22 protein-coding genes are annotated in these 17,761 nt (G+C 37.3%); 5 read left to right on the top strand and 17 right to left on the bottom strand.

Annotation, left to right across the window (positions count from 1 at the left end; genetic code table 11):
• Positions 1-86: 86 nt before the first annotated feature.
• The 9 genes from ME5_RS02480 to nth form a co-directional block, all read right to left on the bottom strand.
• A complete protein-coding gene (locus ME5_RS02480; RefSeq protein WP_008038090.1) occupies positions 87-296 on the bottom strand; it encodes a hypothetical protein in 210 nt (69 codons plus the stop codon).
• A gap of 292 nt (positions 297-588) precedes the next feature.
• Positions 589-3,003, bottom strand: coding sequence for a phenylalanine--tRNA ligase subunit beta (pheT, locus tag ME5_RS02475; protein WP_008038088.1), 2,415 nt, complete (start codon positions 3,001-3,003; stop codon positions 589-591).
• 38 nt (positions 3,004-3,041) lie between these two features.
• The gene (pheS, locus tag ME5_RS02470) at positions 3,042-4,127 is read right to left on the bottom strand and encodes a phenylalanine--tRNA ligase subunit alpha (RefSeq protein ID WP_008038084.1); all 1,086 of its coding nucleotides are present in this window, start codon (positions 4,125-4,127) and stop codon (positions 3,042-3,044) included.
• Between the two features lie 250 nt (positions 4,128-4,377).
• On the bottom strand, positions 4,378-4,779 hold the full coding sequence (gene rplT, locus ME5_RS02465) for a 50S ribosomal protein L20 (protein ID WP_008038083.1): 402 nt from the start codon (positions 4,777-4,779) through the stop codon (positions 4,378-4,380).
• Between the two features lie 25 nt (positions 4,780-4,804).
• Positions 4,805-5,008, bottom strand: a complete 204-nt coding sequence (gene rpmI / locus ME5_RS02460; protein ID WP_008038082.1) for a 50S ribosomal protein L35 — start codon at positions 5,006-5,008, stop codon at positions 4,805-4,807.
• A gap of 89 nt (positions 5,009-5,097) precedes the next feature.
• Positions 5,098-5,373 (bottom strand): methylated-DNA--[protein]-cysteine S-methyltransferase, encoded by a 276-nt coding sequence (locus ME5_RS02455; RefSeq protein ID WP_280641509.1) that lies wholly within the window; start codon positions 5,371-5,373, stop codon positions 5,098-5,100.
• Positions 5,374-5,526: 153 nt separating this feature from the next.
• Entirely contained in the window at positions 5,527-5,793 is a 267-nt protein-coding gene (locus tag ME5_RS02450) for a hypothetical protein (protein WP_008038080.1), read from the bottom strand.
• Between the two features lie 181 nt (positions 5,794-5,974).
• Positions 5,975-6,262 (bottom strand): hypothetical protein, encoded by a 288-nt coding sequence (locus ME5_RS10725; protein WP_008038079.1) that lies wholly within the window; start codon positions 6,260-6,262, stop codon positions 5,975-5,977.
• A gap of 165 nt (positions 6,263-6,427) precedes the next feature.
• Positions 6,428-7,156: an endonuclease III gene (nth, locus tag ME5_RS02440; protein WP_008038078.1), complete on the bottom strand. Its 729-nt coding sequence runs from the start codon at positions 7,154-7,156 to the stop codon at positions 6,428-6,430.
• A gap of 128 nt (positions 7,157-7,284) precedes the next feature.
• Here nth and ME5_RS02435 point away from each other — a divergent pair, with 128 nt between their 5' ends.
• The 4 genes from ME5_RS02435 to ME5_RS02420 all read left to right on the top strand — a co-directional run bounded on the left by ME5_RS02435 (position 7,285) and on the right by ME5_RS02420 (position 10,701).
• Positions 7,285-7,710 (top strand): Hsp20 family protein, encoded by a 426-nt coding sequence (locus tag ME5_RS02435; RefSeq protein ID WP_008038077.1) that lies wholly within the window; start codon positions 7,285-7,287, stop codon positions 7,708-7,710.
• Between the two features lie 17 nt (positions 7,711-7,727).
• Positions 7,728-7,979, top strand: coding sequence for a BQ00720 family protein (locus tag ME5_RS02430; protein ID WP_008038076.1), 252 nt, complete (start codon positions 7,728-7,730; stop codon positions 7,977-7,979).
• 480 nt (positions 7,980-8,459) lie between these two features.
• Positions 8,460-8,948: a hypothetical protein gene (locus ME5_RS02425; protein WP_008038075.1), complete on the top strand. Its 489-nt coding sequence runs from the start codon at positions 8,460-8,462 to the stop codon at positions 8,946-8,948.
• A gap of 385 nt (positions 8,949-9,333) precedes the next feature.
• Positions 9,334-10,701 (top strand): hypothetical protein, encoded by a 1,368-nt coding sequence (locus tag ME5_RS02420; RefSeq protein ID WP_008038074.1) that lies wholly within the window; start codon positions 9,334-9,336, stop codon positions 10,699-10,701.
• A gap of 43 nt (positions 10,702-10,744) precedes the next feature.
• Here ME5_RS02420 and ME5_RS10845 read toward each other — a convergent pair whose 3' ends face one another.
• The 6 genes from ME5_RS10845 to ME5_RS02400 all read right to left on the bottom strand — a co-directional run bounded on the left by ME5_RS10845 (position 10,745) and on the right by ME5_RS02400 (position 14,092).
• Entirely contained in the window at positions 10,745-10,867 is a 123-nt protein-coding gene (locus tag ME5_RS10845) for a hypothetical protein (protein WP_280641508.1), read from the bottom strand.
• Between the two features lie 63 nt (positions 10,868-10,930).
• Entirely contained in the window at positions 10,931-11,059 is a 129-nt protein-coding gene (locus ME5_RS10955; protein ID WP_425338865.1) for a pyridoxamine 5'-phosphate oxidase family protein, read from the bottom strand.
• Positions 11,060-11,076: 17 nt separating this feature from the next.
• A complete protein-coding gene (locus tag ME5_RS02415) occupies positions 11,077-11,265 on the bottom strand; it encodes a pyridoxamine 5'-phosphate oxidase family protein (protein ID WP_008038073.1) in 189 nt (62 codons plus the stop codon).
• A gap of 428 nt (positions 11,266-11,693) precedes the next feature.
• On the bottom strand, positions 11,694-12,194 hold the full coding sequence (locus ME5_RS02410) for a DUF992 domain-containing protein (protein ID WP_008038072.1): 501 nt from the start codon (positions 12,192-12,194) through the stop codon (positions 11,694-11,696).
• Between the two features lie 161 nt (positions 12,195-12,355).
• Positions 12,356-12,994: a hypothetical protein gene (locus ME5_RS02405; RefSeq protein WP_008038071.1), complete on the bottom strand. Its 639-nt coding sequence runs from the start codon at positions 12,992-12,994 to the stop codon at positions 12,356-12,358.
• A gap of 177 nt (positions 12,995-13,171) precedes the next feature.
• Positions 13,172-14,092, bottom strand: a complete 921-nt coding sequence (locus ME5_RS02400; protein WP_008038067.1) for a DMT family transporter — start codon at positions 14,090-14,092, stop codon at positions 13,172-13,174.
• 410 nt (positions 14,093-14,502) lie between these two features.
• Here ME5_RS02400 and ME5_RS02395 point away from each other — a divergent pair, with 410 nt between their 5' ends.
• Positions 14,503-15,117 carry a hypothetical protein gene (locus ME5_RS02395; RefSeq protein ID WP_008038065.1) on the top strand — a complete coding sequence of 205 codons (615 nt, stop codon included), beginning with the start codon at positions 14,503-14,505 and terminating at the stop codon, positions 15,115-15,117.
• Between the two features lie 161 nt (positions 15,118-15,278).
• On the opposite strand, the gene ME5_RS02390 is transcribed toward ME5_RS02395, so the two are convergent.
• Both ME5_RS02390 and ME5_RS02385 read right to left on the bottom strand, forming a co-directional pair.
• A complete protein-coding gene (locus ME5_RS02390; protein ID WP_008038057.1) occupies positions 15,279-15,866 on the bottom strand; it encodes a transglycosylase SLT domain-containing protein in 588 nt (195 codons plus the stop codon).
• A gap of 761 nt (positions 15,867-16,627) precedes the next feature.
• Entirely contained in the window at positions 16,628-17,725 is a 1,098-nt protein-coding gene (locus ME5_RS02385) for a DNA recombination protein RmuC (protein ID WP_245256538.1), read from the bottom strand.
• Positions 17,726-17,761: the final 36 nt, after the last annotated feature.

Genomic DNA, 17,761 nt, shown 5'->3' with positions numbered 1-17,761 from the left:
ATTTTAAGTTTTTGCTTATAAAAAAAGCAGACCATTTCATGAGACTGCTTTTTTCAAAACTTCACATATAAAAATTAAGGTGTGTCTTACTGATTTGCACCGATGACAGTTCCACCTATTCCGCCAATAGCTGCTCCTGCTGCTGCACCTCGACCACCGCCAATTGCTCCACCGGCAAGTCCACCTAATGCTGCACCACCGATGCCGTAACCTGCGGTTCTTTTTTCTTGTTGAGTACACGCAACGGCAAGAAAACTAATCATTAAAACAATCATCATGTATGTAATTTTTTTCATGTTTTACCCTCTCTTCTAACACAAACTATAATTCACATCATGACATTAAGTTCCCTAGAAAAGATTGATGAAATATAAAATGAATGAAATATCTATTTATTCGAATACAAACTTTTTATATGATAAATTATAAAATAATACTCGTAAAGAAACTACTGTCATAAAATATTATCATAGATATTTTCTATTTTAGAATAATGATCTTATTTAATGAATCACTTTTTTTTAAATTTTTTTGGAACTTTAATTATTTAAAATAGACTTCCCAGCTTAATAACTGGGAAGTCAAAAATTAAGAGCGGAGCACACCGCCTGTCGATTTTAAAACATTTTCAATAATTTTATTCCCAAGCGCATCTAGCTCATCATCTGTCAGTGTCCGTTCAAGAGGTTGAAATGTCACTTCAATCGCAACTGACTTTTTATCCTCACCCAATGATGAATCTTCAAAAACATCAAAGACGTTAACCGATTGAATAAGTTTTTTATCCGCACCATTTGCCGCACGTAAAATTATGGATGCTTGAATTTTTTTATCAACAACAAAAGCAAAATCACGATAGACACGTTGAAAAGCTGAAAGCATTAAAGCGGATTTTGTTTTTGTTGGTTTCTTTTTGGCTTCTGGTATAGCGTCAAGAAAGACTTCAAAACCGCATAAATGTCCACTAACACCTAATTCATCTAATATATCAGGATGAAACTCTCCAAAATGAGCCAATGTGATTTTAGGTCCTAACTTAACAACGCCAGAACGTCCTGGATGGTACCAATTTGGCGCATCTGTTTCAATTTGCAGTTTTGTAACATCCATACCACAAGCTTCTAAAACACTGTATACATCCGCCTTTGCATCAAAAACATCCACAGTTTTAGCAGAATTTCCCCAAAAACGTCCAGAACCCTCCAATTTATACGTGCCCCGACGAATCCCTCCTGCAACACGTTGTTGTTTGTCAGGCGTATTGCCGAGGTAAATACTTGAAACTTCAAAAAGCCCAAGATCCCAAAAACCGCGATCCGCATTACGTTGTGATGCACTTAAAAGACCGGGTAATAATGAAGGACGCATATTGGACATATCTGCCGCAATGGGATTTGCAAGCTCCAATTCTATTTGACCACCGCCAAAAAGTGTTGCCTGCTTTTTTGAAACAAAAGACCATGTTACCGTTTCCATCAAGCCACGACTGGCCAAGGCGCGGCGTACATTGCGCCCACGTTTTTGTGCTGGTGTTAAAATATTCGCATTCAATGATGAAGTTTTTTCAAGTGGATCTGGAATAATTTTATCCAAACCATGGATACGCATAACCTCTTCAACCAGATCAGCCTTTCCTTCAACATCAGGACGCCACGTTGGCACTTGAACTTGAAGGATAGAACCACTCCCTTCAACATGGAAGCCAAGGCTTGTTAAAATATTTATAACCTCATCATTGCCAAGCTCAAGACTGGTAAGCCGTTTAATTTCTGCAACGGGAAATTCAATATGGCGCACTTCTAACTTTTGTTTACCAATAGTCTTTGCTTTGGAAGGCTCTCCGCCACAATAATCAAGAATAAATTGTGAGGCGATTTCAAGACCAGCCTCCATGGATTCTGGATCAACGCCGCGTTCGAAACGATAGCGAGCATCGGATATTATTCCTAATGTACGACCAGTTTGTGCAATATTATGCGGATCCCAAAGTGCAGATTCAATAAGAACGTTTTGGGTGTTTTCATCGCATCCAGTTTCTTCTCCGCCTATAATGCCAGCAATTGATTGTATCCCTGCATCATCAGAAATAACACAATTACCTGATCCCAAACAATAATCTTTGCCATTTAAAGCTAAAAAATTCTCTCCCTTATGACTACGGCGAACGGTAAGATTGCCTCTTATTTTATCGGCATCAAAAACATGTAAGGGACGCGCTAAATCAAAAGTAAGATAATTTGTAATGTCAACAAGGGCATTGATCGGTCGTAAACCAATGGATGTTAAGCGTTGCTGCATCCAAATCGGTGACATCGTATTTTTTATATTGCGCACTTCGCGCCACGAAAAACCTAAACACAAAGGTGATGTCTGATCAAAATCAAAAGAAACCTGAATATTAGGATCTTTTGTTGCTGTAAATTTTGGAAGTTTAAATGGTTTTAAATGCCCAAGGTTGCTAGCGGCTAAATCACGTGCAATGCCACGAACACCTGCGCAATCAGGCCTATTTGGTGTCAATCCAACATCTATAATAGGATCATCCAAACCAAAATAAGTAGCAAAAGACTGACCAATCAAAGCATTTTCATCAAGTTCAATAATGCCATTATGCTCGTTCGAAAGTTCAAGCTCACTTTCAGAACACATCATCCCAAAGCTTTCAACACCACGAATTTTTCCAACTGAAAGCGTAACGTCAAGTCCTGGAACATATGCACCGGGGGGCGCAAAGACACCAATCAAACCTTCACGCGCATTCGGCGCACCGCAGACAACTTGAATAAGCTCGTCGTTGCCGATATCTACGCGCAGCACTTGTAATTTATCGGCATCAGGATGTTTTTGCGCCGATATAATTTTAGCAATGACAAAAACTTTGAGATTTGCTCGATCATCAACATCTTCAACCTCCAAGCCAATTTGGGTCAATCTGTCACAAATTTCATCCAATGAAGCGTCTGTTTCCAAATGATCCTTCAGCCAAGACAATGTAAATTTCATTTTTAAAACCTCATTTTTAAAGCTCTCATAGCTTGACTTTAAGAAGAGCTTAAACCACCAAATAATGTGGGAATATCAAGCGGACGAAAACCATAATGATCGAGCCAACGAATATCGGCATCAAAAAAGGCACGCAGATCTGGCATTCCATATTTCAACATTGCAATACGATCGATCCCCATACCCCAAGCAAATCCTTGATATTCATCTGGATCGAAACCTGCATTTTTTAACACATTCGGATGGACCATTCCGCATCCTAAAATTTCTAACCAATCATGACCTTCCCCAAATTTAACTTCCGAGCCTGAACGATCACATTGAATATCCACTTCCATAGACGGTTCAGTGAAAGGGAAAAATGAAGGACGAAAACGCATTTTTAGATGAGGCACTTCAAAAAATGCCTTACAAAATTCTTCATGGATCCACATAATATTTGCGATAGTTGAGTGTTTATCAATCACCAGTCCTTCAACTTGATGAAACATTGGTGAATGTGTAGCATCTGAATCCATACGATAAGTTTTTCCCGGAATGATAATACGTATAGGCGGCTTTTGCTTTTCCATTGTTCGTATTTGAACAGGTGAGGTATGTGTACGCAAAAGTTTACGTTCTCCCATTTCATCTTCTTTGAAGAAAAAAGTATCATGCATTTCACGAGCAGGATGGCCTTCTGGAAAATTTAATGCCGTAAAATTGTAATAATCCGTTTCAATATCAGGCCCCTCTGCAATAGAAAATCCCATATCAGCATAAATAGCAGTGATTTCATCAATCACTTGACTAATGGGGTGAATACGGCCAACTTCTACAGGAGAATGGCGTACGGGCAGTGTGACATCAACTGTTTCAGCCGCAAGGCGTGCTTGGGTTGCAGCACGTTTTAATACGACGCGCTTTTGACTTAATAAATCCATAATGCGATTTTTTAACCCATTGATCACAGGGCCATGTGCTTGACGTTCTTCAGCACTCATAGAACCAAGCGCTTTGAGCTTTTCAGAAATAGTGCCTTTTTTACCCAATGCACTGATTCTAATAGCCTCCAATGCCTGCTCGTCTTGAGCCACCTCAATCGCTAAACTGATTTCATGTTCCAGACTTTCAATATTGCTCATGTTTTGCCTGTTCATTAAATTATCAAAAGAAACACCAAGCCGCTTACCACGCTATCGACGTTTGCGCCAAGTTAAAACAGAAAAAAGCTTTTAAAAATAGGAAAAAAGTCTATTTTCAATCGAATTAAAGTCTGATTGACAAAAGATCATCATATTGTGCACACTTTAACACTAACAACAAAAACCCGTAAGCACTTAACTTACGGGTTTGAAGTGTGGATCTTCTTTGATTAATATCAAGAAATCGTATTTATTTTACTGCACCTTCAAAAGCATTCGGTGTTGTTTCTTTTAAATATTCCAATGCTTTTTTTGCAGATGCAACCAATTGTGAAAAAGCAACAGGTTCATGAATAGCAATATCTGATAAAACCTTACGGTCAACTTCAATACCTGCCTTTGCAAGACCATCGATGAAACGACCATAGGTAAGGCCTTCCATACGCACAGCCGCATTAATACGTTGAATCCACAAAGCGCGGAAACTGCGTTTACGATTTTTACGATCGCGATAGGCATATTGTTTTGAACGATCAACTGCAGCTTTTGCGGTACGAATCGTATTTTTACGACGCCCGTAAAAGCCTTCAGCTTGTTTAAGAACTTTTTTGTGTTTGGCGTGGGCAGTAACGCCGCGTTTTACGCGTGCCATGTCATAATCTCCTTAAGACGTTGATTTAAAGGCCGTTCGGCAAATAGTTTTTAATGACTTTTTTGCTATCTGGTTCAGCTAAAACCTTAGTTCCACGTGCATCACGTATAAACTTGTTCGAACGTTTGATCATGCCATGCTGCTTGCCTGCGCTAGCCGCCTTGACTTTGCCTGTAGCAGTGATTTTAAACCGCTTTTTGGCCGATGATTTGGTCTTCATTTTGGGCATTTTGCTTCTCCATCTGTAATCATTAATGACGCAACTGACCAAAGTTACGTCAAGCGTATAAGCCGCCACGGCATGCCCTGCCGGGCGACTTAAGAAAGTTTCTCATAAGCCAGAGAACTAAAAATAGCAAGCCATGCAATTAAACAAAATTTTTTTTCATGCCGCAAAAGCCATTCTTTGCGCCATAATCCTCCACTATAGCCTGTTAAAGGTCCAACAGCACCGATAACACGATGACAAGGAATCACATTGGAAATTTGATTTTGCCCATTGGCACACGCTTCCGACCTCACAGCAGTTGGCCTTCCTAAATCACGGACAAGTCTAGAATTAGAATATGTCATCCCCGGCTTAATTTTGCACACTTCTTTCTAAACAAACGGGGAAAGGCCTCATTGCAAGCGGGAAAGCGGTGTTTTAAACTCACAGAAACGACCATTATAACAATCAAACAGCCTTTATAATAATCAAACAACTCTTTTTCTATTGATTAATGACGGGTGTAGACGCAAATTCTATCATTGAGCGGGTGAGCATTTGCATTTTTTCAATTCAGTTGGCAAACTTTTGCGATCAAAAAATACAAGAAGATATAAAACACGTACAACGCTCACCGCTAGCATTTTGCCAATAGTTGTTTCAAGCCACACTGCTTTTAAAAGCTTACGTCCTTTAAGTGCATTAGGTGGTTTGCCGATCAAACGATTGGTCGCTACACGAATACCACTTCCCGAATCATAGCCAACAGATAATTGCGCATTACTTACGAAGTCTTTTTCAGTCAACAGCTCAAAAGCACGACTGGCACGTTTTAAGTGAACAAAGTGAAAAAGGTCATGCTAATTTAGCGTTTAAAAAATACGACGCACAATGGACGGATTGAACTCCATAATTTTCAAATCTCGTTCAGACCAATGGCAATTAAATTCTTTGTCTAAAAGCGCAATTAAGACACAATAGATCGGATCAATATGATATTCTGTTTCTAAAGGATGGCATTTTAAACATAGACGATACCTTATTCCATACATACGGCAACACTATCACAAAAAATAACATTTTTTCGTTTTGGTTTTCGCGCACCACACGATAATCGACAAAAATATTTGTTGTTGTTACACGTACAAAAACATGTCCAACATAGGATCTGTCTTTATTTATAAGCGCTGTATAAAGCGCATCGCTATTGTTCAAAAGTAATGTCATAAAGTAAATTGCACGAAAACGAAATTTATGACGCCTAAAATCGGGCATGCATTTCATAAAAATTGTACAAAACTTTCGAGAGCTTAAAGAGTATACAAACTAAAATGCAAAAACTCTTTTTTCCTGTTCAATGGAATAAGAATATTAACTCGCGCAATTATAATTGATCATTTAAAAAACGCTTTTCGAAAATTTGAATTGATTAACATGACATTATATAGGATCAGGTGACCCATTTCCACGAATTTCAATTAAGGGAGGTGGCAAACTATTGCTTTTGACTGCCGCTTTACAAATATCTGCAATAATACACTGTGCGCAATTAGGATGTCTTGCTTTACAAATATAGCGTCCATGCAAAATCAACCAATGATGGGCATGTTTTATATAAGATTTTGGAACAATTTTAAGTAGTTTTTCTTCAACATCTTCTGGACTTTTACCCGGGGCCAAACCAATGCGGTTACAAAGTCGAAAAATATGCGTATCAACAGCCATAGTTGGTTGACCAAAAGCAACATTCAAAACAACATTGGCCGTTTTACGACCAACACCTGGAAGAGCCATTAATTCGTCGCGTGTATGGGGTATTTCCCCATGATAATGTTCATTTAACTGAACACTTAAAGCATAAACATTTTTGGCTTTTGCCCGCCATAGACCTATAGTGCGAATGTATTGAGCAATATTTTCCTCACCAAGAGAGGCCATTTTATAACTATTATCAGCCACTGCAAAAAGATCTTTTGTCGCTTTATTGACACTCATATCTGTTGCTTGTGCAGACAAAACAACACTCACAAGCAAAGTAAAATTATTGGTATAAATCAGATCGCTTTGCGGATGAGGTCTTTGAACACAAAAGCGGCGAAATATCTCCTTTATTTCAGCCTTACTATAAAGCGTATTCACATTGTTTTTGGTGGCCTTTTTATTTACCATTTTTCTATTACACGCCTATCTTTGACTTAAAACTTGAAGTTCAGTGCAACGCTCGCCATATTATCTCTAAAGAAAATGCCATATTGGGTTTTCAATCAAGTAATGGTCGCTTTGAAGAGGACTATCTTATGACACGCATAACTTCTTTTTCCAACCCGTTGTTGCTTGGCTTCGACACAATGGAAAAAACTTTGGATCGTTTAGGCAAATCGGGTGATGGCTATCCCCCTTATAATATTGAGCGATTAAGTGAACGTGAAGACAAAAGCCGTATACGGATAACATTAGCTGTTGCTGGTTTTTCACATGAAGAACTGGATGTCACAGTTGAAGATAACCAGCTGATTATACGTGGCCGTCAAATCGATATGTGTGAGCGTGAATTTTTACATCGTGGTATTGCAGCTCGCCAATTTCAGCGGGTTTTTGTCTTAGCAGAAGGCATGCGTGTTGGTTCGGCTGATTTAAAAAACGGTCTTCTTTCCATTAATCTTGAGCGTCTCGTTCCACAAAAGCGTGTCAAACGTATCGCCATCACAGCAGATGATGAGTGATGCGAAAGGAGAAAGAAATGAAAATTGAAAAACAGACATTATCATTAAAAGAATTTGCACTTCTTGGCGAAGGACAAATTGCCTATTTAAGAAAAATTCTTTCGGATGATTTAATCAAAAAATTTCCCAATATGCCGCCCATGGAACCGGGAATATCTTTATGGGGCCTATTTGGAGCAACAGGGGAACCAATCATCCTTTCTGATGTACGATCCAAAGCTTTGGAAAGTGCAGATGATTATGAATTAGAAACGGTCACATTACACTAAAGACCTATAAAAATTAAAAATTCATTTTATCATTGCCTGCCAAAATATCTCTACATGAAACGTCCTTGATCAGATGATGAGAAAGGACGTTTTTGTTGAGCACAATCGACTTATCATCAACAGCACTCTGTTTTCTATTGAGTTTTAATATTTTAAGATGATAGCAATATGATGCATTATCATCACATCACATGATACGCCTTTAAGAAAAAATTATTTGCATCATTGCAAAACAAATGAATACGAGCAGTCTTAAGAGCAGCGCTCTTCATCTTATTATTTTTTTAATCTTAATTTTATTCGTTCTTTAATCTTGATTCATCATTTTATATCTTCTGACAAGTAGCCACATTTATCGTTACAGTTTTATTTGTAAGAGTGCGCTTATTGTCGGTGAGAACGAAAACATATATGATTCTTAAACTGTGCAAAAATTTCATGAACTTTTTAAGTTTTAACAGGCGTTATTTTAGGATTATTATGGCTCATACAACAAAGCAAAAACTGTATACTTATCCTATGCGCGGATTAAGCATCATCGCTATTTTTTTGATTGTTGCACCGCCTATTCAAACAATTATTGCCACTTATTTGACGCATCAATGGGTCGGGGGAAGCAATGCGCTTATCGAATTTTTTGATGTTTATTCCAACGTAGCATGGCCACGAATTTTACCTGGTTATTCCTATTATATGCCCTCTGTTTTTTTAAGTGGGATAGTGTGTTCTCTTGGGCCTTCTAGAGGAAGTGGTCTTACGCTCACAAGTGCAATCATACGAACAATATTGGTAAGTTTTTGTGTCGAATTTTTCTATATTTGGCTTTCTCAACCTTATATGAAAACAATTAACGCTCACAATTATCTTGAAAGCCTCAGCTTTTATCTTGTTCAATGGATTTTTGCAGCTTTTATATGTTGGTTTGTAGCAAAAAAATTTGGTTTGAATCAAAAAATAAAAGTATCATGATCTGATCTCATCCCAAATGTTTAAATGGTGAGTATCTTAAGATAATTTAGTAAAATAAATTTCAATGATAAACAATTACCGCTCATAACACTATAAAGCGTACTACGACTTTTAAATCTTATACATTTGTATCGTATCTTTTGCCTTACATATCACTTTAGACTCTAATATTAAGATAGCATCCATGAAGTTCATGACATCTTATGTAAATTTGAAAGAAATCGAGAAACAATGTACCATCTGCATTTCTCAATACTCATAATACCATCTTGAATGAATTTAAAATATTATCAAGACTTGCATAAAATATAAATAAAGAGAAAATTCTAGAACATGATCGTATTAGCTAAAAAAGTACAGCAATCTTGGTAGCAAGGGACATAAAATGGAAAGATCGCAACCTCATTTTTGGCAAACACGTCTTTTACAAGCGCTGTTAATTTTTTTAGCTGCACTTATCATATTGCCAACTTTTTGGTCTTTCTTTTTTTTATTGATCGGTGGCTGGTTTCACACATTTGGACTTTCATTGGTCACGACCTTTTTTAATCCTTACGAAATCTATCTTCCTAGTTTTATAACATCAATTTTAATTGGTCTTGGATTTGCTTTTAGAAGTGCAAGTTGGGGACGGTTGAGCTTTGTTTTTTGTTTCATAACAACGGGTGTTTGCGCACTTATCATTGATGGCGCTTTACGACTCATAAACCATTTCAACACCGATGAACTAACAACGATGAGTTTGAGCCATGAAAAATTATTTCCTTGGATTTTTGCATGGGTCTGTGCAGGAAGTGTTCTATGGGCTTTTCTCACATTTATCGGCTTAACCCGACGCTACCGCGTTGATGAGCGCATTCGTCTCAATGACGGTGCGAAAGTTGCTCTTGTTTATGGTCTTTTTGGTCCAATTCTTTATGCTATATGGACACTTTGGGTAACAATGGGTGAAAATCTTGCTTTATCAGCGGCAAAAGGCCCTTTAATAGGAGAAATAAATACTGCGGGTCTTATGTTGACCACACTCATGGTATTTTGTGCGGTTAAAAAACTTAGACGCCAAGGCTCTCTTTCATGGTCATGGTTATTTCTCACGATGATTGGAATTGCTTTATTTTTTTGGATTATTGACAGCATTGTTGTTCCACGTGGCACATGGCAAAAAAATGGTCTTTATTTATTAAGCATCTATCTTCTTACTGCATTGAGCACCACGCTGATATCAGGCATTGTTTTACGCATGATGGGTGTTGCATTCCATCATCATCGCTTTTTTAGTACACTCAAACCATCATCGCGATTTTTTCAGAATTCAAAATTTTATTTTCCAATATTTATTTTAACAATCTTAATGCTATTTTCACCGCTTATTTGGCAATTTAGCGGTGTGTTTTGGCGCGGACTATTATTTTCATTTCCACCTTTTCCATTTTTATTTGCCAATTTATCCCTTTCTTATCTTCATGCAGGCTTAATCTTTTCAACTACAACCGCATTCACTTGTGTTTGGAAAGGTCAATTAAATTTTAATACTCTTTTCTTTGCTGCTCTTTTTAGTGCGTGTATGAGCTTTTTTCTGCCAATGAGTCATTTAGGTGTAAGCTTTGGTATATTTTATGACTATATCGGATGGTCAATGCTTTTATATATGCCTGTTATCCTCATTTGTTGGGGGCTCTTGGCTTGCTGTAGACCATGGATTGACAGCAAACAAGAATTTTTCATCAAAAAAACGCTTTATCATCTTAAATAATAAGACAATAATAGTCATTCATTTTAATCTTTTACGTGAAGTATTATAAGCGCACTTCGCCCTTTTTACCCAAGTGCGGATGATCATCACTTATATAAGCCCATGCCATTTTAAACATGGATTGCAATGCACCTGAACCTTCCCAATATTCTGCACTTTTTGGCATGACCTCAATAACTTCTAATATGGGATCTTCAGGTTTATTTCACCATGCTTTCGTTGGTGTATTTCAAAGTTCTTTGATTTTTTCGCTATCATTTGACACGTCAGAGGTTCCCATAATACAAGCATTATTATGGACAGATGGATCGTCAAAACACATACATATATCTTGAGAAACTTTAATTTCTGCTATCATTTTCCCCATATTATCACTTAGAAAAAAAAACGCCATGAATCTTCATCAATATGCGCTGCCTTTGGTAGTGCATGAATAGATTCACCATGTTTTGTTGTAAACATACAAAATTGGATTTTTTTAATTAAATTCCAAACGCGCTCTTTTTCACTCGTGTTTGATGTATATTTGATGTCATCTTCACGATCCTTTGTAAAGCGTTGCATTTTAATGTGCCATACAATCAAAAGAACAACGTTAATGAAAGAAACAATGTTCCTTAAAAGAAAGCAATTTCATCTAAAATATGTGTATTGTCGTTAACAATCGAATATTTGATCACGATAAAAATAAAACGACTTATCGATTTCGAATCCATGACTTCAATCAAATATTGATGCCTTTAAAGAAAAGACTCTATTTCAAAAAGGTAGTGTTAGTTGAATAATTCAGTAACATATTAATCGTTTACATCATTTTTACAATCGTCTTCATTTGTAAATTAAACCTTACAAAGTGCTTCATTATGTTTTCATTATATGGATGAGCATAAGGGTAATTGATGCGTCAATAAAAAGTAATTTTATATTGACGCATCTAATAATTTTATTGTGATGTTCAGCTTAGCAAAATGAGAAAAATCATAAATACAAAATTATTTTTCAGCATATACAGGCATAAGTGTGAGCTTAGAAACACCGAGCGCGAGATTGACACCTTCATGGACGTCAATGCTTAAAGGTTGTAGTGTAAAACCTCCAACAGGACCAAAACCAAGAAGCTGACTACCTACGCCAGCTGCAAAGCTTACACTAGAACCAACACCGCGATAAGTACCGCCTAGTGCACCAGGGGCATATTTATTGTTGGTCGTGGCAAGCACTGACCAAACCATTTTTGTACGACCTGTCACACCAAGGTCTACACCATAATTTTCTAATCGTGCCATATAGCTCTCACGAGGAGCTTTACGATTAAGAGGCTTAAAATGGCATACAAAATCTTTTGCCGACGTAACAATAGCACCCATACCACCACTACTGTCACACGTTAATGTGCCTGAAACCACACCATTAGCATTCGCAAGCCCTTGAAAACCCAAAAGTGTCGTCATTGTGAGCGCTGCACTCATCATTAATTTTTTAAAATAAGTCATCTTCATCGTTCCTTTCCTTTTTGTGCAATTCATTGCTTAGCTGAAAGTTCCCGAGATTTTTCATCAATTCTTTATTTACCATGTTTCTGTTTGACGACAAAGAAAAATAAAACCCGATCCATCAAGATCGGGTTCTAAAATTTTCAACTTATAGTGAAAATTTATGGGCGAGGTTTTGGTGCATTTGGTGCGTCTGGTTTAGGTTTTACACCATGCTTAGGATCGCCACCCTTAGGAGGTACTCCTTTATGTTCGCCATGCATCATTGGGGGATGATTTTCAGAATAGTATTTTAAACGTTCAAGTTGTTTTTCATCTAAAACATTGCGTAATTGACTTGCCGCTTCTTTAAAAAGCTTTGCCTTTTCAGCACGCTCAATCATTCGTTCTGCCATATTTTCACCTAAAATCGCCTTATCTTTTAGTGAACCATCGGCCTCATGGGGGGCAGACTTCATTCGATCACTCATATCAACAAGTGCTGATGTATATCGACGCCAAGCATCCAACTGGTCAGAGCGAATACCAATCGCAGTTTCCATGACCGACAAACGTTGCGCCAAGTGCATGCCGTGATGTTCAGCGTGAGATGCACTGGGTTTATGTTTAGCCAAATCAGGGCCACCATGCTTTGGTCCATGCGGCTCTACATGAGGTCGCATCGGAGCATTCTCATGCGGTGGTTTTGGATGATGATCGCCATGTGGTGGTGGCGGTGGTGTTTGAGCCAAAGCAGTCGTCCCTAATAAAGGTGCGAGTAATGTTGATGCCAATACAGAAGCGAAAATCATTTTTTTCATTTTAAAACTCCAGATGTTTTTAACAATCGGAAACATAGACATTATAGAGTGTTTAAATCTGAGCTTCAATAAAGGCAAGAATAGGGATAAAATAGAAAACTCTCACGAATTTTATAAATTTTCCGTGAGAATTAAAATGAACATATTCGCACTATTTATCGAAATAAATAGTCTATACTATTGTTTAATACTGGCAATATCTTCTTCAGGGACTTCATTATCAACCACGCGTTTACGGTGAAAAATGAACAGGCCTGCAACAACAATAATGCCCGCACCTAAAATAATATAGCGATCAGGATAATCATTGAAGAAAATAATACCGAAGATTATTCCCCATAATAATAATGTATATTGCAAGGGCGCCAAAACTGCGGCAGATGCCATTTTTAAAGAACGAGATATAAGCAAATGTGCCGCACAAGAAACAATTCCTAAGAGTGCCATTGCGCCCCATTGCGGTAAAGTAGGGTCTGTCCAATGATAAATTGTCATGATAAGACCAACCAAAAGTGCACCAAATGTTTGCCATGTCACCAAAACAGTATCGCTAACGTCTTTTAAAACACGGCTAAATACAATGACAAGAGAAAAACCGATACTCCCCAGAATGGCATAAATGGCTGGTAAAGAAAACATTTGAGCTGATGGACGCAATGCAATAATAACGCCAATAAAACCAACAAAAATCGCCAACCAGCGCCGCCACCGCATCGTTTCACCAAGGAAAAAATGTGAAATCGCTGCTACATAAATTGGTGCGGCCATATAAAACGTTAAAACATCGGCGATCGGAAGATAACTAACGGCGGCATAAAATAGAGCCGTGTCCATCGTTGCGCAGATAACACGAATAAAAATTAAAAAGGGTTTTTTGGGTTTAAGCAACGCCTTTGCACTTACAGTTGTCAGCATTGGTCCTAAAACCAAAAAAGCCCCGACAGAACGTAAAAGCAAAACTTGACCAACTGAAAAATAAGTAACAAGCCATTTTCCCATAGCATCATTGGCAGCAAACATAAAATCGCCGAGCAACATGAGTAAAATACCATAAAATACAGTACGATCAGATAGTGCGACAGATTTGAACCAATTCATTTTGAAAAATCCCGGCAACAAAGTTATGCATAGCGAATCACATATATTCTAAAATTGGAATTGCAGATTTGATAAATATTGTCCAATTATTTTAATGTTAACAAAAGCGCGTTTGAAAACGATCACTTATAAAGATAAATTAAATTTAATAAAAAGGCTGTTTTGATAATGAAATTATGAATGCTCTTTTAAAAAAGGTTGCTCGTCATCAAATTCATACCTTAACCAAATTGATTTAGTGATATCTGAGGATAATAAAATGCAGTTTTATGGAACATTTGCACTCCAACAAGGCAGAATATGTTTTATAAGCCAAAACTGTTTTTAAAAAACAAAAACGATGACAGTATTCTTTGATTAATGATTATTATATGACAATGCCGCAATCATCAAAGATGAGGATTATTGAAATGCCAAATAATAAAAGAAATTTCTCACACCAATTAAGCGATGTGAAATTGCCTCATGATAAAAAAAAGCTTAAAGACCTTGCAAAAAAAACAAAACAAGACGTGCCTGTTTGGGAAGGTGGATTTTTCATTCCTATGGCTTTTTTAATCCTGTCTCTTGCTCTTTTTTCGACAGCATATCCCTATTCAGTTAATGGTATTTTTCTAACTAGCATGATTTTATATATTTTTGCAGCCTTTTTACTTTTTATATTTTGTCGTACAATTTTAAGGCGGCGCACACCTTATTTTATTCTTACACCATATGGTCTTGTCACATCAGTTTTTAAAACACCCATAAATTGGAATGGCATTCAAGATTTTCAAATAAACTCTTCAAAAACAAATGCGATGAATATTGCTGTTGGTATGGAATTTTTAATTGATCCCAAATTTTTACCGGAACAAAATATCAAAAGACGCTGGGGATCCTATTATGATACACGTACAGAAAAATTATATATATCAGGGTTTAATTTTCATCATGATATGAACCGTGATAAGCTCATAGAAATGATACTTCTGTATCGTAACGCAGCTTTAGCACGCCAAAAATTAGAACAACGTTCATTTTAATAAACAACTGACTGCCTTTTAAAAAAGTGAAAGAATTTACCGTCCTAAAAAAAATTACTCATCAAATTTTATAAAACGGAATAAGTAAAAATTTCAATGAAACAAAAGGCAGCATTCATAAAAGAAGTCACTATTTACATCAAAAGATTGTTCAAATTTTTTTAACGCCGCCCACATGAACGCAATTGTTGATCATAACGACGTGCCATTTGATCAGTGCGTTGCGCCCCTCTTGCTGCAATTCCTGATGCTTTACCGCCCGAACGTTTATAACCGCCATGCCCCATATAATAATTAAGGTAAAGCGCATAAGCATTATTACGGTTGACACCATTTCGTCTTACACTTTCACGATGATACCAGCCAATAAAATCGGCAGCATCCGCAAAGCTAGAACGTCGTGCACCATGATTGCCTGTGGCACGTTTATAACCATCCCAAGTACCATTTAAGGCTTGAGAATAGCCATAAGCCGTTGATTGACGTTTCCATGGAATAAAGCCTAAAAGTTTGGTGCGCGGAGGTCGTGCATTATGTCGATATCCCGACTCTGTATTAATTGTTGCCATAATGATTGGCATGGGAATACCATAACGCGCTTCCGCTCTTTTGGCTGCCTTTTCCCAATTATTAAAGAATCCATTTTTTTGGTCCAAAACGGCGCAAACATTATTTGTGCGTGTAGGAGGTTTTGTTGCACAACCACCCAATATCACCACAAGCGCCACGAAAAACAAAATGCGCTTCATTTTCAATACCTCAATTTAGATCCTGAAAATTAAAGCCAACCTCTTAACACAGTGTTAATATTTGCATTCCCAATCCAGATATTCAGCTGTATCAAAGTCGCTTTATAATATAGCTAGAGTGAGAAAAGGCAACAATTTCCCTTTTAAAATAAGGATTAACCATAAATCAAAAAAAATTTAAACTTTAGATCCACTCTTAACCCGCATTGGGTTTAACATTTTGAATAAGTACCTCTTCGACTGCTATCTTAAAAGTACAGTATCGTTAAAAAGCCACGATATGATGCTTAACAATAAGCGCATATAAAAGATGTCAAATAAAACAAATATATCTCGGCGACACAGCTTTCGATAAAAATAACCTAAATTCAAGACCAAATCATTTTGTTGAAATGGTATGAGTTTTTAAGAACGAGAAGATAAATCTCATATAATATGGACTTATTCGAAGCGGTTCTACAAAATTATCTACAAAATTTCTTATATTTATGAAACTCAAAATGAGCAGCGATGTCCCTTGCCGAAAAGTTAAATAGAGAATATATCATTCCGCTTTTTTTTCGTCTTTTTTGCCGTTTATTATGTCATTTCATTCAAATGAAGTGGTCTTTAACCTCACTTTTTGCTACTTTTAAAAATTTATACTACATTATTATTTTAAGGTATTTATGTGACAAGATATTCAAATACATGATGAAAGCGATGATCCAACGCCCTTGTCAAAATAAAAATACCATCAAAATTCATGCGTCATTGAACACTTAAATAAGAGGCTTGCGGTCTACGCCTAACCAAGTTGTCACTTCTTGATTGTCTTTTATTTCATTTGGTTTAAGATCTAAATCTTCAATGCGCTTTCCTCGACGCGTTACCTTACCCGTTGAGATCAAAATATCATCCATATCTTTACCCGTTTGTTGAAAATGACTTTGCAACTTGCGCACACGATCATCAAGACGACCAACGTCTTCCATGAGCTTAGCCACTTCTGATTGAATAAGATGAGCTTGTTCACGCATACGCGCATCTTTCATAATGGCTTGCACGACTTGAATTGATAACATAAGCAATGAGGGTGAGACGATGATGACACGTGCGCGATTGGCTTTTTGTACAATCGTTTCAAAATCTTCATAAATCGTTGCAAAAATTGATTCAGAAGGGACGAACATGAAAGCCGTATCTTGTGTTTCTCCGGCAATCAAATATTTATGAGAAATATCTTTAACATGCACCTCCAAATCATGACGGAATTGGCGTTCGGCGACTAGACGCAAATCATTTGATTCTGCTTGGCGAATGGCATTCCACGCTTCAAGTGGAAATTTTGCATCAACAACCAAAGATGGTGCTTGATTAGGCATATAGACAACGCAATCAGGCCGACTGCCATTGGAAAGTGTTGCTTGAAATTTATAGGCCGTATGCGGCAGACCATCTGCGATGATGGCTTCCATACGTCCTTGGCCAAATGCACCACGTGTTTGCTTATTACTTAAAATCTCTTGTAGCTGAACAACTTGGCCTGCTAATGACTGTATATTGTTTTGTGCCGTATCAATAACAGCCAAACGTTCCTGCAATCGTATGAGATTTTCATGAGTGGTTTTTGTTTGGGCATTCATTGTTTGGCCCAAATTATTGGACATGCCTGTTAATTGTTCTTGAATGGATTGATTAAGCTCTGCTTGACGGCGACCAAAAATTTCCGCCATGCTTTGCATGCGCCCTTGCATTTCAGCTTGAGTCTTCAACAATGTATTCATGTGCATTTCAGCATCACGGGCTCTTTCAGCCGCTTGGATTTCTGCCTCTGCACGGCGGCGATTTGTCCTTAACATAAGAAAAATCATGCTCATAATAAAGACAGTAAAACCAAAAAAAACAAGCGTAAT

Origin of the sequence: Bartonella tamiae Th239 (assembly GCF_000278275.1) — a bacterium.
Classification (GTDB): Bacteria; Pseudomonadota; Alphaproteobacteria; order Rhizobiales; family Rhizobiaceae; genus Bartonella; species Bartonella tamiae.
Note: the sequence above shows the minus strand (reverse complement) of the source record. Positions and strands in the feature narration are given on the sequence as shown.

Excerpts from the sequence above, each read along its gene's own strand:
- ME5_RS02480 (WP_008038090.1), bottom strand. The coding sequence starts at position 296 with ATGAAAAAAATTACATACATGATGATTGTTTTAATGATTAGTTTTCTT.
- pheT (WP_008038088.1), bottom strand. The coding sequence starts at position 3,003 with ATGAAATTTACATTGTCTTGGCTGAAGGATCATTTGGAAACAGACGCT.
- pheS (WP_008038084.1), bottom strand. The coding sequence starts at position 4,127 with ATGAGCAATATTGAAAGTCTGGAACATGAAATCAGTTTAGCGATTGAG.
- rplT (WP_008038083.1), bottom strand. The coding sequence starts at position 4,779 with ATGGCACGCGTAAAACGCGGCGTTACTGCCCACGCCAAACACAAAAAA.
- rpmI (WP_008038082.1), bottom strand. The coding sequence starts at position 5,008 with ATGCCCAAAATGAAGACCAAATCATCGGCCAAAAAGCGGTTTAAAATC.
- ME5_RS10725 (WP_008038079.1), bottom strand. The coding sequence starts at position 6,262 with ATGCCCGATTTTAGGCGTCATAAATTTCGTTTTCGTGCAATTTACTTT.
- nth (WP_008038078.1), bottom strand. The coding sequence starts at position 7,156 with ATGGTAAATAAAAAGGCCACCAAAAACAATGTGAATACGCTTTATAGT.
- ME5_RS02435 (WP_008038077.1), top strand. The coding sequence starts at position 7,285 with ATGACACGCATAACTTCTTTTTCCAACCCGTTGTTGCTTGGCTTCGAC.
- ME5_RS02430 (WP_008038076.1), top strand. The coding sequence starts at position 7,728 with ATGAAAATTGAAAAACAGACATTATCATTAAAAGAATTTGCACTTCTT.
- ME5_RS02425 (WP_008038075.1), top strand. The coding sequence starts at position 8,460 with ATGGCTCATACAACAAAGCAAAAACTGTATACTTATCCTATGCGCGGA.
- ME5_RS02420 (WP_008038074.1), top strand. The coding sequence starts at position 9,334 with ATGGAAAGATCGCAACCTCATTTTTGGCAAACACGTCTTTTACAAGCG.
- ME5_RS10845 (WP_280641508.1), bottom strand. The coding sequence starts at position 10,867 with ATGCCAAAAAGTGCAGAATATTGGGAAGGTTCAGGTGCATTGCAATCC.
- ME5_RS10955 (WP_425338865.1), bottom strand. The coding sequence starts at position 11,059 with ATGATAGCAGAAATTAAAGTTTCTCAAGATATATGTATGTGTTTTGAC.
- ME5_RS02415 (WP_008038073.1), bottom strand. The coding sequence starts at position 11,265 with ATGCAACGCTTTACAAAGGATCGTGAAGATGACATCAAATATACATCA.
- ME5_RS02410 (WP_008038072.1), bottom strand. The coding sequence starts at position 12,194 with ATGACTTATTTTAAAAAATTAATGATGAGTGCAGCGCTCACAATGACG.
- ME5_RS02405 (WP_008038071.1), bottom strand. The coding sequence starts at position 12,994 with ATGAAAAAAATGATTTTCGCTTCTGTATTGGCATCAACATTACTCGCA.
- ME5_RS02400 (WP_008038067.1), bottom strand. The coding sequence starts at position 14,092 with ATGAATTGGTTCAAATCTGTCGCACTATCTGATCGTACTGTATTTTAT.
- ME5_RS02395 (WP_008038065.1), top strand. The coding sequence starts at position 14,503 with ATGCCAAATAATAAAAGAAATTTCTCACACCAATTAAGCGATGTGAAA.
- ME5_RS02390 (WP_008038057.1), bottom strand. The coding sequence starts at position 15,866 with ATGAAGCGCATTTTGTTTTTCGTGGCGCTTGTGGTGATATTGGGTGGT.
- ME5_RS02385 (WP_245256538.1), bottom strand. The coding sequence starts at position 17,725 with ATGAGCATGATTTTTCTTATGTTAAGGACAAATCGCCGCCGTGCAGAG.